This window comes from Streptomyces sp. NPDC057302 (assembly GCF_042667685.1).
GTDB lineage: Bacteria > Actinomycetota > Actinomycetes > Streptomycetales > Streptomycetaceae > Streptomyces.
Window position 1 is genome coordinate 74,063 of record NZ_JBHUZJ010000017.1, and the last position, 13,938, is coordinate 88,000.

General features: G+C 71.1%; 13 protein-coding genes. 6 read left to right on the forward strand and 7 right to left on the reverse strand.

From position 1 onward, the window contains the following. Nucleotides 1–433: 433 nt before the first annotated feature. Complete coding sequence (locus ACFUPX_RS15400; RefSeq protein WP_383321311.1) at nucleotides 434–1,321, reverse strand: Gfo/Idh/MocA family protein; 888 nt, start codon at nucleotides 1,319–1,321, stop codon at nucleotides 434–436. A 222-nt stretch (nucleotides 1,322–1,543) separates the two neighbouring features. Here ACFUPX_RS15400 and ACFUPX_RS15405 point away from each other — a divergent pair, with 222 nt between their 5' ends. Genes ACFUPX_RS15405 through ACFUPX_RS15415 form a run of 3 tightly spaced genes read left to right on the forward strand, consistent with a single transcriptional unit; the run spans nucleotide 1,544 to nucleotide 4,098 of the window. Then, nucleotides 1,544–3,031, forward strand: coding sequence for an MFS transporter (locus ACFUPX_RS15405; RefSeq protein WP_383321314.1), 1,488 nt, complete (start codon nucleotides 1,544–1,546; stop codon nucleotides 3,029–3,031). Further along, the gene (locus ACFUPX_RS15410) at nucleotides 3,028–3,603 is read left to right on the forward strand and encodes a TetR family transcriptional regulator (RefSeq protein WP_383321317.1); all 576 of its coding nucleotides are present in this window, start codon (nucleotides 3,028–3,030) and stop codon (nucleotides 3,601–3,603) included. Before ACFUPX_RS15405 ends, ACFUPX_RS15410 begins: the two co-directional genes overlap by 4 nt. 48 nt (nucleotides 3,604–3,651) lie before the next feature. Further along, nucleotides 3,652–4,098, forward strand: coding sequence for a cupin domain-containing protein (locus ACFUPX_RS15415; RefSeq protein ID WP_383321318.1), 447 nt, complete (start codon nucleotides 3,652–3,654; stop codon nucleotides 4,096–4,098). On the opposite strand, the gene ACFUPX_RS15420 is transcribed toward ACFUPX_RS15415, so the two are convergent. Then, entirely contained in the window at nucleotides 4,071–5,018 is a 948-nt protein-coding gene (locus ACFUPX_RS15420) for a DMT family transporter (RefSeq protein ID WP_383321321.1), read from the reverse strand. The two genes, ACFUPX_RS15415 and ACFUPX_RS15420, sit on opposite strands and share 28 nt — an antisense overlap. 147 nt (nucleotides 5,019–5,165) lie before the next feature. Here ACFUPX_RS15420 and ACFUPX_RS15425 point away from each other — a divergent pair, with 147 nt between their 5' ends. Together ACFUPX_RS15425 and asnB are read left to right on the forward strand one after the other, a co-directional pair. After that, complete coding sequence (locus ACFUPX_RS15425; RefSeq protein ID WP_383321448.1) at nucleotides 5,166–5,753, forward strand: TetR/AcrR family transcriptional regulator; 588 nt, start codon at nucleotides 5,166–5,168, stop codon at nucleotides 5,751–5,753. Nucleotides 5,754–5,917: 164 nt separating this feature from the next. Further along, nucleotides 5,918–7,759, forward strand: a complete 1,842-nt coding sequence (asnB, locus tag ACFUPX_RS15430; RefSeq protein WP_383321324.1) for an asparagine synthase (glutamine-hydrolyzing) — start codon at nucleotides 5,918–5,920, stop codon at nucleotides 7,757–7,759. Between the two features lie 13 nt (nucleotides 7,760–7,772). Here the strand turns inward: asnB and ACFUPX_RS15435 are convergent, their stop codons facing one another. The 4 genes from ACFUPX_RS15435 to ACFUPX_RS15450 all read right to left on the reverse strand — a co-directional run bounded on the left by ACFUPX_RS15435 (nucleotide 7,773) and on the right by ACFUPX_RS15450 (nucleotide 10,673). Next, nucleotides 7,773–8,099 carry a plasmid mobilization protein gene (locus tag ACFUPX_RS15435; RefSeq protein ID WP_383321327.1) on the reverse strand — a complete coding sequence of 109 codons (327 nt, stop codon included), beginning with the start codon at nucleotides 8,097–8,099 and terminating at the stop codon, nucleotides 7,773–7,775. A gap of 243 nt (nucleotides 8,100–8,342) precedes the next feature. Next, nucleotides 8,343–9,008, reverse strand: a complete 666-nt coding sequence (locus ACFUPX_RS15440; RefSeq protein ID WP_383321330.1) for a formylglycine-generating enzyme family protein — start codon at nucleotides 9,006–9,008, stop codon at nucleotides 8,343–8,345. A 16-nt stretch (nucleotides 9,009–9,024) separates the two neighbouring features. Continuing rightward, nucleotides 9,025–10,263, reverse strand: a complete 1,239-nt coding sequence (locus ACFUPX_RS15445) for an RNA polymerase sigma factor (RefSeq protein ID WP_383321333.1) — start codon at nucleotides 10,261–10,263, stop codon at nucleotides 9,025–9,027. After that, complete coding sequence (locus ACFUPX_RS15450) at nucleotides 10,257–10,673, reverse strand: YciI family protein (RefSeq protein ID WP_383321336.1); 417 nt, start codon at nucleotides 10,671–10,673, stop codon at nucleotides 10,257–10,259. The genes ACFUPX_RS15445 and ACFUPX_RS15450 overlap by 7 nt, the downstream gene beginning before the upstream one ends. 200 nt (nucleotides 10,674–10,873) lie before the next feature. Between ACFUPX_RS15450 and ACFUPX_RS15455 the strand changes: the two genes are divergently transcribed. After that, entirely contained in the window at nucleotides 10,874–11,698 is an 825-nt protein-coding gene (locus tag ACFUPX_RS15455; RefSeq protein WP_383321339.1) for an isocitrate lyase/phosphoenolpyruvate mutase family protein, read from the forward strand. 3 nt (nucleotides 11,699–11,701) lie between these two features. Here ACFUPX_RS15455 and ACFUPX_RS15460 read toward each other — a convergent pair whose 3' ends face one another. Further along, on the reverse strand, nucleotides 11,702–13,879 hold the full coding sequence (locus ACFUPX_RS15460; RefSeq protein WP_383321342.1) for an MMPL family transporter: 2,178 nt from the start codon (nucleotides 13,877–13,879) through the stop codon (nucleotides 11,702–11,704). Nucleotides 13,880–13,938 lie beyond the last annotated feature (59 nt).

The following is a 13,938-nucleotide window of genomic DNA, read 5'->3' on the forward strand; positions in this document are numbered from 1 at the left end:
CGAGTTGAGCATCAGCAGTCTAAATATTCTCACCAGCTTTGGTAGTAAAGATTGCCCGAAGAAAAACGATCAGTCGATGCGGCATCATGGGCGGAGCGGGACCACCGACCTGCGAGTTCCATCGTCGGCGGGCACGCGGACACAACTGTGGGGCATCTTGACCGGGGAGCTGGAAATTGGCTGAAATTCCCCGGCGTTGGATACCCCCTAGGCCCATTGGGCCGCTGCGGGAAGAGTATGGATCGCTTGTTCGTATTCCGATGTGTGTGGTCGGAAGCGTGGCACTCGGGACGTACGACGCATGACTTCCCGAATCGGTTCCTGGGTCCACTGGCTGCGGCCGGTGCCGTCACTCGCCATTACGTAGCGGCCACGGTACCGGCCGCCCGCGGTTGTCCCGGGGGCGGTTCGCCCGAGCCGGTCAACAGCCGCCTCAGCCGGCAGGCAGCTGCTCCTCGGCACGGGCCAGGATCTCCGTCACGCGTACCCCGAACCGCACGTCGCAGTCGTGCGCGCGGCCGGATCGTGCCGAATCGACGAGCGCGTCGATCGCCGAGCGGAACGCGTCCAGCGCCCCGCCCCCCGACGGCATCAGCGCCGTCCCCGCCTCACCGCGCAACTCCACCGTCACCCCCGCGGCCTTCGCGGGCGTGGTCAGGCTCAGCGTCGCCGTGCTGGACGCCCCGCCGCTGTGCCGCAGGATCAGATGGACCAGATCCGCCTGTCCCGCCGCCGCCGTCACGTCGGTGACATCGCCGAGCACCGGCATCAGGGCGGACAGCGCGTGCGGGCCCACGTCCCACAGGCCGCCCCGCCGTGCCCGCCACGGCGAGGAGAACGGGCTGGTCCCGTCCGGCGAGTAGAACGAGCCGTACCAGTCGGCGCGCCCCGTGAACCAGCCCTCCGTCGCCGCCTGCTGGGACACCCAGGCCGACGTCGGCGCGGCGAAGCGCAGCGTGAAGAAGACCACGGACGCCACCCTGGCCGCCTCGACCGCCGCCGCGAGGTCACGCGCCGCGGCCACCGTCGTCGCCACCGGCTTGTCGAGGAGCAGATGACGGCCCGCCGCCGCTGCCCGCGCGGCGAGCGGCGCCTGTACGTCCGGCGGGACGGCGAACGCCACGGCGTCGCTCGCCGCGAACAGTTCGTCCACGTCCGCGTACGCCGTGGTCGCGTGCGCCGCGGCCAGCGCGGCCGTCGCGTCGGGCCGGCGCCCCCATACGCCGCTGAACTCCACGTCCGGGTGCGCGGCGAGCGCCGGAGCGTGCGTGGACGAGGCCCAGGGGCCCGTGCCGACCAGTCCAATTCGCAGTCTCGTCATGGGCGGCATTATGGCTGACTCCATACCGTCGGCGGTGGCGCCGACCAGCGCCCGCAAGGCGGTTGGCCGCTCTTCGCCGACGTGTTCACATCGCGGATGGCTTGATCTCGTATCCGAAATCGGCGGTGGTGAAAGCCCATTCACCCGCTATGGTGAATTCTCATTCACTTGGTTTCGCCCGCTCTTCACTTCTCTCCACTTCGTGTCCGCGCTGGAGTGATCATGAAGCTCGTCCCGATTTCTTCCGCAGACAGAGCGCGCACAGGTGCCCGCCTGACGGTTCCCGTCCTGGCCTTCGGCGGCATTCTCATGGCGATCACGCAGACGGTGGTCGTGCCCCTGCTCCCCGATCTGCCCCGCCTGACCGGAAGTTCACCGGGCGCGGTGTCCTGGCTGGTCACCGCCACCCTCCTGGCCGGGGCCGTCCTGACGCCCGTACTGGGCCGGGCCGGCGACATGTACGGCAAGCGGCGGGTGCTGCTCGCCGCGCTGGGCCTGATGACCGTGGGATCGACGCTGTGCGCGCTCACCTCCGACATCCGGCTGCTGATCGCGGCCCGCGCGCTGCAGGGCGCGGCAGCGGCCGTCGTCCCTCTGTCGATCAGCATCCTGCGGGACGAACTCCCGCCGGAGCGCACCGGTTCGGCGGTGGCGCTGATGAGCTCGACGGTCGGCATCGGGGCGGCGCTCGGCCTGCCGCTCGCCGCGCTGATCGTGCAGTACGCGGACTGGCACGCCATGTTCTGGGCCACGAGCGCGCTGGGCGCCATCGGGCTCGCCCTCGCCTGGTGGACCGTACGCGAATCGCCCGTTCGCTCCCCGGGGCGCTTCGACACCTGGGGCGCGCTGGGTCTCGCCGTGGGCCTGGTCTGCCTGCTGCTCGCGGTGTCGCAGGGCGGGCAGTGGGGGTGGGGCAGCGCGCCCGTACTCGGCCTGTTCGCCGGGTCCGTCGTGACCTTGACCGTGTGGAGCAGGCAGCAACTGCGCTCGAAGCAGCCCCTGGTGGACCTGCGCCTGGCCGCGGGGCGGCGCGTCGCGCTGCCGCACGTGGCGGCGCTCCTGGCCGGGTTCGCCTTCTACGCCAACTCCCTGGTCACCGCCCAGCTGGTGCAGGCGCCCGTGGCGAGCGGCTACGGACTGGGTCTTTCGATCGTGGCGACGGGCCTGTGCCTGCTGCCCAACGGCGTGATCATGCTGGTGCTCTCGCCCGTGTCGGCGCGGGTGTCCACCGCTTACGGCGCCCGCGTGACGCTGGCCATCGGGGCGGCCGTCATCGCGCTCGGCTATGTCGTACGCATCGTCGACAGCCGTCACCTGTGGGTGATCATCCTGGGGGCCGCCGTGGTCTCGGTGGGGACGACGTTCGCGTACTCGGCCCTGCCCACCCTGATCCTGCGGGCGGTGCCCCTCGCGCAGACCGCGTCCGCGAACGGCGTGAACGTCCTGATGCGCACCATCGGGCAGAGCGTGTGCAGCGCGGCGGTCGCCGCCGTCCTCGTCCGGCACACCACGCTGCTCGACGGGGTGCACGTGCCGACCCTGTCCGGCTACCGGCTGGCCTTCGCCATGGCCGGAGCCGTCGCTCTCGTCGCCTGCGCCGCGGCCCTCGCCATACCCTCGGATCCCGCGCCCCAGGGCTCGGAGCGGGCCGCCGGGCAGCCGGGACCCACGCAGGAGACGGCCCTGGAAGGGAAGAAGGTGACGCCATGAACACCACCTCCGCACCCGCGCCCGCCCGCCGGGACGCCGAAGCGACGAAGGCCGTCATCATCCGCGCCGCCCGCTACCTCCTCGCCCGGCACGCGCACGCCGACATCACGCTCAAGGCGGTGGCCGAACGGGCGGGTGTGAGCGCGCCGTTGATCCTCAAGTACTTCGGCAACAGGGACGCGCTCTTCGCCCGCATCATGTCCTTCGAGGCCGACGTCGAGGCCCTCCTCGACGCGCCCCTGGCCGCACTGGGCCACCACATGGTCCACCACCTGCTGACCGGGCAGGCGGAGCACGGCGCCGATCCCATCCTGCGGATCGTCTTCGCCCCGCTCCACCGCGAACAGGGCGACATCCTGCGCGCCAACTTCCGTACTCAGGTGGTGGACCGGCTCGGTGAGCGCCTCGAAGGGCCGGACGCGGGGCTGCGCGCCGAGCTCGCGGTGGGCACGCTGCTCGGTCTCGGCGTGATGTACGGGATAGCCCGCGCGCCACGCGTGCGCGCCGCATCCGTCGCCGAGATCACCGCGCGGTACGGACCCACGGTGCAGGCCTTCCTCACGCCTGCGTGAGAGTCTCGGACTCCGGAACCCCGTCGACCTCCGGAACGGAGAGCACGTATGAGCGACGCGAGTGAACGCCCCGCCCTGGCGAGCGAGTTGGGTATGGAGCCGCACCCGGAAGGCGGCTGGTTCGTCGAGACCTGGGCCTCGGGGCACTCCTTCACGCCTCCGGGCTACCCCGGCGCGCGGACCGCGGCCACCGCCATCTACTTCCTGCTCTGCCCGGGGGAGGAGTCCCGCTGGCACGTGGTGCGCTCCGACGAGATCTGGCTCTGGCACCGCGGCGGCCCCCTCGACCTGCGACTGGGCGGTGACGGTGAGCTCCCGAAGGAGGGTGCGGCGCCCATGCGCCTGGGACCGGACGTCGAGCACGGCGCACGCCCGCAGATCCTGGTGCCCGGCGGTGTGTGGCAGGCGGCTCGCCCGGCCGGCGACGAGCCGGTCCTGGTGAGCTGCGTCGTCGCGCCCGGCTTCGACTACGCGGACTTCCGGCTGGCGGACTGACGCGGCGCGGCCGTCGACGAGGCGTCCCGGGGCGAGCGCACCACCGTGCCCGCCGAGCCCTTGCCCCGGTGCACGACGGCGACCGCGACGAGCCCGACCGCGAGGCCCACCGCCGTCTGTACGCCGAAGGGTTCGCCGAACATCAGGGCGCCCCACAGGGCCGTCACCGGCGCCATCAGGAACATGAGCGTGTTGACCTGCGTGACCCCGGAGCGCCGCAGGATCAGCCAGTAGAGCCCGTACCCGCCAAACGTGGAGAGCGTCACCAGCCAGCTGATCGCCACCCAGAACGACGCCTCCGCGGGCGGCTCGGCGGCGCCCGCGCCCACGGCGAGCGCGGTGAAGATGACGGCGCTGGTCACGCAGTGGACCGTCATCGAGACCGCCGGGGCGACCGGGCGGGGGGAGCGGCGGTCCAGGAAGGTCGCCGCGACCAGCGAGAACATGCCGAGGAACGGCACCAGATAGGCCCACCACGGAGCGTCGGTGCCGCCCGTGGCGTCCGCCGCCGTCACGATGGCCACCCCGCTCACGCCGAGCCCCAGGCCCACCCACTGCGTGCGCGATACGTACTGGCCGAGCAGCGGCCCGGCGAGGGCGCCCGCGACCAGGGGCTGGGTGCCGTCGATCAGGGCGGTGGTGCCGCTGGAGACGCCGAGCTGGATCGCGTAGTACACGGTGAGCAGATAGCCGCTCTGCGAGAGCGCCCCGACCGCCGCCTGGCGCAGCGCGTCACGTGCCGTGAGCCCCTTCCATGACGCTCGCGCCACGGTGAGGGCGATTAGGGCGAGCACGAGGGCCAGCGGCAGGAACCGCCACATCAGGACCGTCACCGCGCAGGCGCTCCCGGCGCCCAGCTTGGCTCCGATGAAACCCGAGCTCCAGGTCAGTACGAACGCGATCGAGAGCAGGACGTTCATGGCGTTCCTCCGATAGCGGCTGGGTATACAGATCGGTCTACTCGCCGTCGAGTATACAGATCGGTTTACTATGGAGAGATGGACGACAAGGTGAGTGAGATCGCGAAGGCCGCCACGGGCTCGGGGAGTGCGCCGCACAGGATCGTCATGACGCCGGGGGCGCGGCGCGCCCTGGACGCCGCGAGCGCGCTGTTCTACGACCGCGGTATCCACGCCGTCGGTGTGGACCTGATCGCCGCGGAGGCGGGGGTCACCAAGAAGACGCTGTACGACCGGTTCGGCTCCAAGGAGCAGATCGTCGTGGAGTATCTGGCGGCCCGTGACGAGCGCTGGCTGGCCTTCCTCGCTCCGTACGTCGAGAACGCGACCACCCCGCGGGCCAGGGTCCTGGCCGTTTTCGACGCCTCGCGCGACTGGGCCGGGGTGAACAGCGCCAAGGGGTGCAGCATGGTCAACGCGCACGCCGAGATCAGCGACCCCGCGCACCCCGCCTATCAGGTCATCACCGGTCAGAAGGCGTGGATGCTCGCCCTGTTCACCGGCCTGGCCCGTGACATCGCGCCCCGGCGTGCGGCGAAGCTGGGCCGCACGCTCATGCTGCTGCACGAGGGTGCCCTGGTCGCGCACGGCCTGCGCATCTTCCCGGACGCGATCGGCCGGGCCCGCGACGATGCGGCGGCGGTGCTCCGTGAGGCCTCGCGCCCCACCGCTGCCGCCGATGAAAAGCGCAGGTGAGAGCCCCTTTGGGGAAGTCTTTGCCGTTGGCCGGAATGCGCCGTTCCGTGTTACCGGCTCATTGACCGTACGCAGTCGCGAGGCGCACCCTTGCCATATAGCTGCCATCTACACCTAGTTTGCCGGGTGGTAGCGCACAGGCAGCGTGAAGCAGGAGGTAGCGCATGTGTGGCATTACTGGCTGGGTCTCCTTCGACCGTGATCTGCGGTCCGCGTCCGGCACGTTGGACGCGATGACCGAGACGATGTCCTGCCGTGGCCCCGACGACCGCGGCACCTGGATCGAAGGCCCCGCCGGACTCGGGCACCGCAGGCTCGCCATCATCGACCTGCCCGGCGGGCGCCAGCCCATGACCGCGGCGACACCGCGTGGCACCGTCGCCCTCGTCTACTCGGGGGAGACCTACAACTACACCGAACTGCGCCGTGAACTGACCGGCCGCGGCCACGAGTTCACCACCGACTCCGACACCGAAGTCGTCCTGCGCGGCTATCTGGAGTGGGGCGAGGCGGTTGCCGAACGGCTCAACGGCATGTACGCGTTCGCGGTGTGGGACGGCAGGAACGACAAGCTCGTCATGATCCGCGACCGGATGGGCATCAAGCCCTTCTACTACTACGAGACCCCGGACGGCGTCCTGTTCGGCTCCGAGCCCAAGGCGATCCTCGCCAATGAGCTGGCCCGCGCACGGGTGAACGCCGACGGTCTGCGGGAGCTCTTCACCTTCGTCAAGACGCCCGGTCACGCCGTGTGGGAGGGCATGCGCGAGGTCGAGCCCGGCACCGTCGTGACCGTCGACCGCTCCGGCCCGCGCCGTCACGTCTACTGGCAGCTGGAGACCCGGCCGCACCCCGACGGCCAGGAGGAGTCGATAGCCAAGGTGCGCGAGCTCCTCGACGACATCGTGCGCCGCCAGCTCGTCTCGGACGTGCCGCGCTGCACGCTGCTCTCCGGCGGCCTCGACTCCTCGGCGATGACCGCGATCGCCGCTCGCCAACTCGGCGAGGCAGGCGAGACCGTACGCAGCTTCGCCGTCGACTTCGTCGGCCAGAGCGAGAACTTCGTCGCCGACGAACTGCGCTTGACCCCGGACACGCCCTACGTGCACGACGTGGCCAAGGCCTCCGGCACCGATCACCGCGACATCGTCCTCGACTCGCACGCCCTCGCCGACCCCGAGGTCAGGGCCAAGATGATCCGCGCCCGCGACCTGCCCATGGGCTTCGGCGACATGGACGCCTCCCTCTACCTCCTCTTCCGTGCCATCCGCGAACACTCGACGGTCGCGCTCTCGGGCGAGTCGGCGGACGAGGTCTTCGGCGGCTACCTCCAGTTCTTCGACGAAGAGGCCCGCAATGCCGACACCTTCCCCTGGCTGGTGAAGTTCGCCGAGCACTTCGGCGACGACGCGGACGTCCTGCGCCCTGACCTGGCCGCGACCCTCGACCTGCCCGCGTACATCCAGCAGAGCTACGACACGGCGGTCGCCAAAATCCAGCGCCTCGACGGCGAGAGCGACTTCGAGTTCCGGATGCGCAAGGTCTGCCATCTGCACCTGACCCGGTTCGTGCGCGTCCTGCTCGACCGCAAGGACCGCGCGAGCATGGCCGTCGGCCTCGAGGTGCGGGTGCCGTTCTGCGACCACCGCCTGGTCGAGTACGTCTACAACACGCCCTGGTCCCTGAAGTCCTTCGACGGCAGGGAGAAGAGCCTCCTGCGGGAGGCGACCGCGGACGTCCTGCCGCGCTCCGTGTACGACCGGGTGAAGAGCCCCTATCCCTCCACCCAGGACCCCAAGTACGCGATCGCCCTCCAGGGGCACGTCAAGGACCTCCTCGCCAAGCCCGACCACCCGGTGTTCGACCTCGTCGACCGGGACCGCGTGGCGCGGGCCGCGGGGCGCGACGTACCGCAGATCACCCAGGCGTCCCGGCGTGGTCTCGAACGCACGCTGGACCTGGCGCTCTGGCTCGACCTGTACAAGCCGGAGATCTCCCTGGCCTGAGGCTCACCGCCCCTCACTGCCCCGAGCAGCTGCGGACCGTCGGCTGCGGTGGGACCCGCTCCTCGGGGGCGGGCTCCACTGCGGTCGCGAGCGTGTCCAGGAAGCGCTGGAGCGCGGGTGCGCCACCGGGGCCCAGGCTGCGGCGGATGCGCGGCACGGCCGCCGGGGCGCCGGAGCCGCGCCGGGCGCCGGCGGTGAGGCAGGGGAGCTCCGAGGCGTCGACGGTCGCGGCCCGGCGTATGAACTCGTCGACCGTGAGGCCGAGCTGGTCCGCGTTGCGCTGGACCGCTTCGTACTCGTCGGGAGTGAACAAGACCTGCACAGGCTTGGCACCGTCCATGAACGCATGATGCCGTCCGGGGGGTGCGCCGCGCGGTGCGGTTGGCATATTCGCGCTCGAAGGCGTGAAACGGAACGGGATGGACATGCCCGGTCGGAAAGAGAGGTAGGCCCCGACCGGACGGGGGAATCGCGATCGGGACCTACGTACTGTTCAACGGTGAACCAATAGCCTGTGTTCCCAGGTCGGGCCCTTGTCCCTGTGAGCTGCGTTACGTGCGGGACGGCTCCGGGCGGCTCCCGTTCAAGGGGCGGAGCTGCGCGCGACGCGGAAGCCCACGTCGTCGATCCGGAACGTCGGGTGGCTGCGGCGCCGTACCGAGGCCCGGCAGCTCCAGTGCTCGTCGAACCAGCCGCCGCCACGCAGCACCCGGTAGGTGCCGTACACCTCGGGGTCGTAGAGGTCCCAGCACCACTCCCACACGTTGCCCAGCATGTCGTGCAGGCCCCACGCGTTGGGCCGCTTGCCGCCCACGTCGTGGATCCGCCCGGCGCCGTTGCCGGCGTGCCAGGCGATCTCGTCGAGCGGGCCGTACCGCGCGCCTGCCGTACCGGCCCGGCACGCGTGCTCCCACTCGGCCTCGGTCGGAAGGCGGTAACCGTCCGTGGAGGCGTCCCACTCCACGCCGTCATCGGCGTCGAGGGCGTAGGCGGGTGCCAGCCCCTCCCGCACGGACAGGGCGTTGCAGAACCGGACCGCGTCCAGCCAGGACACGCCCTCGACGGGCAGCCGGTCGCCGTGCGCGGTGCTCGGCCGCTCGCCGGTGACCGACGCGTACTGCTCCTGGGTGACGGGGAACGGCGCGAGCGCGTGGGCCGCGACATCGACCGGCCAGCTGCGTTGCGTCCGCCGGTCCGACAGCGTCATCCGGCCGCCCGGGACGCCGGTCATCTCGATCTCCGTACTCATGCTCCGTACTCGTGGCTCAGGTCGACGACAGGCGGGCCGCACGCATCTGGAGGTAGCGCGTCTCGGGGATGCTCAGCGTACGCTTGGCCGCCAACTGGTACGCGGCGCGGGCCGCTTCGGTCTCGCCCGCCCGCTCCAGGAGGTGGGCGCGCACGGCGTCGAGCCGGTGGTGGCCGGCCAACCGGTCTTCCAGGGAGTCCACTTCGGCGAGACCGGCCCGCGGCCCGTGCACCATGGCGAGGGCCACGGCACGGCTGAGTTCGGCCATGGGTTCGGGAGTGCGGCGTACGAGGATGTCGTACAGGGCGAGGATCTGCGGCCAGTCGGTGTCCTCGGCGCGCGCCGCCTCGTCGTGCAGCGCGGCGATCGCCGCCTGCAACTGGTAGGCGCCCGCGACGCCTTGGGACAGGGCCTTCTCGACCAGCGCGGAGCCCTCCTCGATCGCGCTCGGGTCCCAGCGCGTGCGGTCCTGTTCGTCGAGCGGGATGAGCTCCCCGTGGGGGCCGGTGCGGGCCGCGCTGCGGGCCTCCGTGAGCAGCATCAGCGCGAGAAGGCCGGTCACCGTGCCCTCCTCCGGCAGCAGCGTGCGCACGGACCGGGTGAGCCGGATCGCCTCGCGCGCCAGATCCGCGCGGTGCAGATCGCTGCCCGAGGTCGCCGTGTAGCCCTCGTTGAAGATGAGGTAGAGCACCTGAAGGACGACCGCGAGCCGCTGATCACGGTCCTGGCGGTCCGGCTGCCGGAACGGCACGCCCTTGACCTTCGCCTTCGCCCGGCTTATCCGCTGCGCCATCGTCGCCTCGGGCACGAGATGGGCGCGGGCGATCTCGGCCGTGGTCAGACCGCCGACCGCCCGCAGCGTCAGCGCGACCTGCGCCGCCGGACTCAGCCCGGGATGGCAGCACAGGAAGAGCAGGGTCAGCGTGTCGCCGTCGGACGGCGCGCGGCTCTCGCCCGGCGCGGGCGCCGTGAAGGTGTCCCGGGGCGCCAGCTGGGCCGCCTCCTCCTCACGTCTGCGCCGCGCCTCGTCACTGCGCAGCTGATCCATGAGCCGCCGCGATGCGACCCTGATCAGCCAGCCGCGCGGATTCTCCGGGACGCCCTGTTCGGGCCATTGCCGGGCCGCCGACAGGAGCGACTCCTGCACGGCGTCCTCGGCCTCGCCGAAGTGCCCGTACCGCCGTACGAGCGCGCCGAGGACCTGCGGCGCGTGCAGGCGCAGCAGGTCCTCGACCAGGTCCGTGCCGTTCAGCACGCGACGTCGGGGCCGCCCATGATGGGGCGGATCACCACGGGGTAGAGGGGCGCGCCCTCGGGAACCGGGCAGGTCTGGATGCGGTTGGCGATCTCGGTGACCCGCTCCAGGCTCGCGCACTCCAGGACCCAGTACCCGGCGAGTACTTCCTTCGTCTCGCCGTAGGGACCGTCCGTGATGACCGGGCGGCCGTCCTTGCCGACGTCGACCAGACGGGTCTGCGCGGGCTCGGCAAGGCCCTGGCCGTCGACCATCTCGCCGGACTCGGCCAGATCGTCGTTGAGCGCGCCCATGAAGGCGAACATCGCCTGCAGGTCCTTCTCGCTCCAGGCCGGGCTGGTCGCGTTCGCCTTGCCGCTCTGCGCCTCGTAGTCCGCCTGCGTGCCCTGAACCATCACCAGATACTTCATGATGTCGCTCCTCAGCTGTGCGGTGGTCACCCCTTGTGGGCAACTCTCACAGGGGACGTCGGAGCGGACGACCCGTTCTCGACACTACGCCGGAACAAATTCGGTGCGTCGTCGAAAGTGCTCGCCCGGCCACCGCCCCGGCCCCGGCCGACCAGGACGTTTCGGCAGCGGCCGAATCGACGCGCGGCTACGGTCCGTGCATGACGTACGCACATCGAGCCGCCGCGTTCCGCGCCCTGCACCGCACGGGTGAGCCTCTGCTGCTGCCCAACGCCTGGGACCACGCGTCGGCCGCCGCGCTCGCCCAGGGCGGCTTCCCGGCGATCGGCACGACCAGCCTGGGGGTGGCGGCAGCCGCCGGAAAGGCGGACGCCACGGGTGACACGCGGGAGGAGACCCTGCGCCTGGCCCAGGGCCTGGCCCGGCTGCCCGCGCTGATCACCGTGGACATCGAGGGCGGCTTCAGCGAGCGGCCGACGGAGGTAGCGGAGCTCGCGGCGGACCTGGTCGGGGCGGGCGTCGTGGGAGTGAACATCGAGGACGGGCGCCCGGACGGCACGCTGGCCGACACGGCTCCGCAGTGCGAGCTGATCCGTGCGATCAAGGAGAGCGCCCCCGATCTGTTCGTCAACGCCCGCACGGACACGTACTGGCTGCGCGCCGGGGGAGCGGACGAGACCGAGCGCAGGGCCGCCGCCTACCGGCAGGCGGGCGCCGACGGCCTGTTCGTACCCGGCCTCCAGGACGACAAGGCCATCGCGGCGCTGGTGGAAGGGCTGCCCGACGTCCCGCTGAACATCCTCTTCGCGCCCGGCGCCCTGACCTACGCCCGTCTCGCGGAGCTCGGCGTGCGCCGGGTGAGCAGTGGCTCGCTGCTCTTCCGGGCCGCGCTGCACGGAGCCGTCGAGGCGGCGCGCTCGATCACCCGGGGCGGCGCGGTGCCGCAGGACCTGCCGTCGTACGCGGATGCCCAGGCGCTCTCGGCGGCGTACGGCGATAAGGACCAGCCGCCCACTCGGCGGTGAGGACTAGCGGCGCGCCCCGTCCGCCTCGGTCGCGCCGCCCGCGTCCGGCTTCTCGTCCCCGCCGTGTCGCGTGCCGCCCCCGTCGCGCTTCCGGTCCCCGTGCCCCGGCCACCACGCCGCGTGCCCGATCAGGGCCGTCAGGGCGGGCGTGAAGATCATCGCCATCACGAAGGCGGCGATGAGGATGCCGAAGGAGAGGGAGAAGCCCATCTGGGAGAGCGTCGAGTTGCCCGCGAGCATCAGTGTCGCGAACGTGCCCGCCAGGATCACGCCCGCCGAGCCGATCGTCGGACCCGAGTGGCGCACCGCCGTGCCGGCCGCGTCGTGCGGGCTGCGGCCCTCGCGGGACTCCTCGCGCAGCCGCGACACCATCAGGATGTTGTAGTCCGTGCCGAGGGCGACCACGAACAGATACATGATCACCGGCAACATGAACATCAACCCGGGCTGGCTGCCGATCTGCTGGAACAGGAGCGAGGTCGCGCCCAGGGTCGCGCCGAAGCCGAGGGCGACGGACAGCATCAGGTACCAGGGCGCCACCAGGCTCCGCAGCAGCAGACCGAGGATGACCATGATGGCCAGGGCCGCGACCGGGAAGACCACCGAGTAGTCGCGGTCCACGGCCTTGTTGATGTCGACGTACACCGCCGTCGTCCCGCCGACCAGTGCTTCGGTGCCGGACGGCGCGTCCTGGTGGGCGGTCGGGCGCAGCCGGTCCTTGACGGTCTCCAGCGCCGCGTCGGAGGCGGGCGGGTCGGAGAGGATCACGGAGAAGGACGCCGTCGTACGGTCCTTGCTCAGCTGGGGAGCGGAGACCTTGCCCACGCCCTTCACGTCGTCCAGCTGTGACCGGAAGGCAGCGGTGCGCGCCGCGGGCAGCGCCCCGTCGTCCTTCGAGGTGAGGTAGACGGAGGTCGGGTCGGTGGAGCCCGCGGGGAAGCCCTTCTGGAGGTTGTCCAGGGCGACCATCGACTCCTTGTCCTTGGGCAGCGAGGAGCCCGCCAGGTCGAAGTTGGCCCGGTAGCCGAGCGCGCCGAGCGTGAGCGCGCCCATGAGCACCGCCGACAGCAGGGCCCAGACGGCGGGCTTGCGGGCGATGGACGCGCCGAGCCGCGCGAATCCGGTGCCCTGCGGCTCGCGCTGCCAGGTCTTCGAGGGCCAGAACACCTTCGTGCCGAGCAGCGAGACGACGGCGGGGACCAGCGTCAGCCCGGCGAGCAGCGTCACGAAGACCGCGATGGCCAGGGCCGGGCCCATGGAGCGCAGCATGCCGAGCGAGGAGAGCGTGAGCGCGGCGAACGCGACGATCACGGCGCCCGCCGCCGAGGTGATCGCCTCGCCGACCCGCTCGACGGCATGCACCATGCCGCCCTTGGAATCCTCGCCCGCCCGCAGCGCCTCTCGATAGCGGAAGAGCAGGAACAGGATGTAGTCCGTGCCGACGCCGAACAGGACGACGGTGAGCAGCTCCTGGATGGAGGAGTCGGCCTTCATGTCGAAGGCTTTGTTCGCGGAGGCGATCAGGCCGGTCGCCATGGGGGAGATGAGGCCGATCAGGACGACGGGAAGCAGCGCGATGATCGGGCTCCGGAAGATCACCAGGAGCAGCACGACGATGATCACGATCGTGCCGACCCCGACGAGCAGCCCCGCCCGCTCCGACGCGTCGCTCTCGTCGAGCGCCTGCGCGGCGGAGCCGGTGATCCCTGCGGACAGGTCCGTCCCCTTCAGGTCGGGCCCCAGATCGGAGCGCAGCTCCTTGACCGCGTCCTGCTGTGCGGTGTCCTCCGGGTTGGTCATCTTCGGCATCGCGACGACGGACGTCTGCACGAGCTTGTTCGGCGAGACCGCGCTCGGCACGACCGCCTGCACCTCGGGGATCTTCTTGGCCTGCAGGTCCTTGGAGATACGGGTGACGTCCGCGGAGTCGGCCGCCGTCAGCTTTCCGCCGTCGGAGCGCTGGAAGACGATGATCGCGCCGATGTTCTGCTGCTTGGGGAAGTCCGCTTCCTGCACGTCCGCCGCGCGGATGGACTCGTAGTGGTCCGGCAGGAAGCTCGCCTCGTCGCTGCTGGAGGTGAGTTTCGGCGCCAGGGAGATCACGGCACCGGCCGCCACGACCCACGCCAGGATGATCCACCACGGGCGACGGACCACGAATCGACCCAGGCCAGCGAACATCGGCTACTGCCTCTCCCTCGCCCCCGAGGCGTCACAGCACGTTCCGACCAAGGATCTTC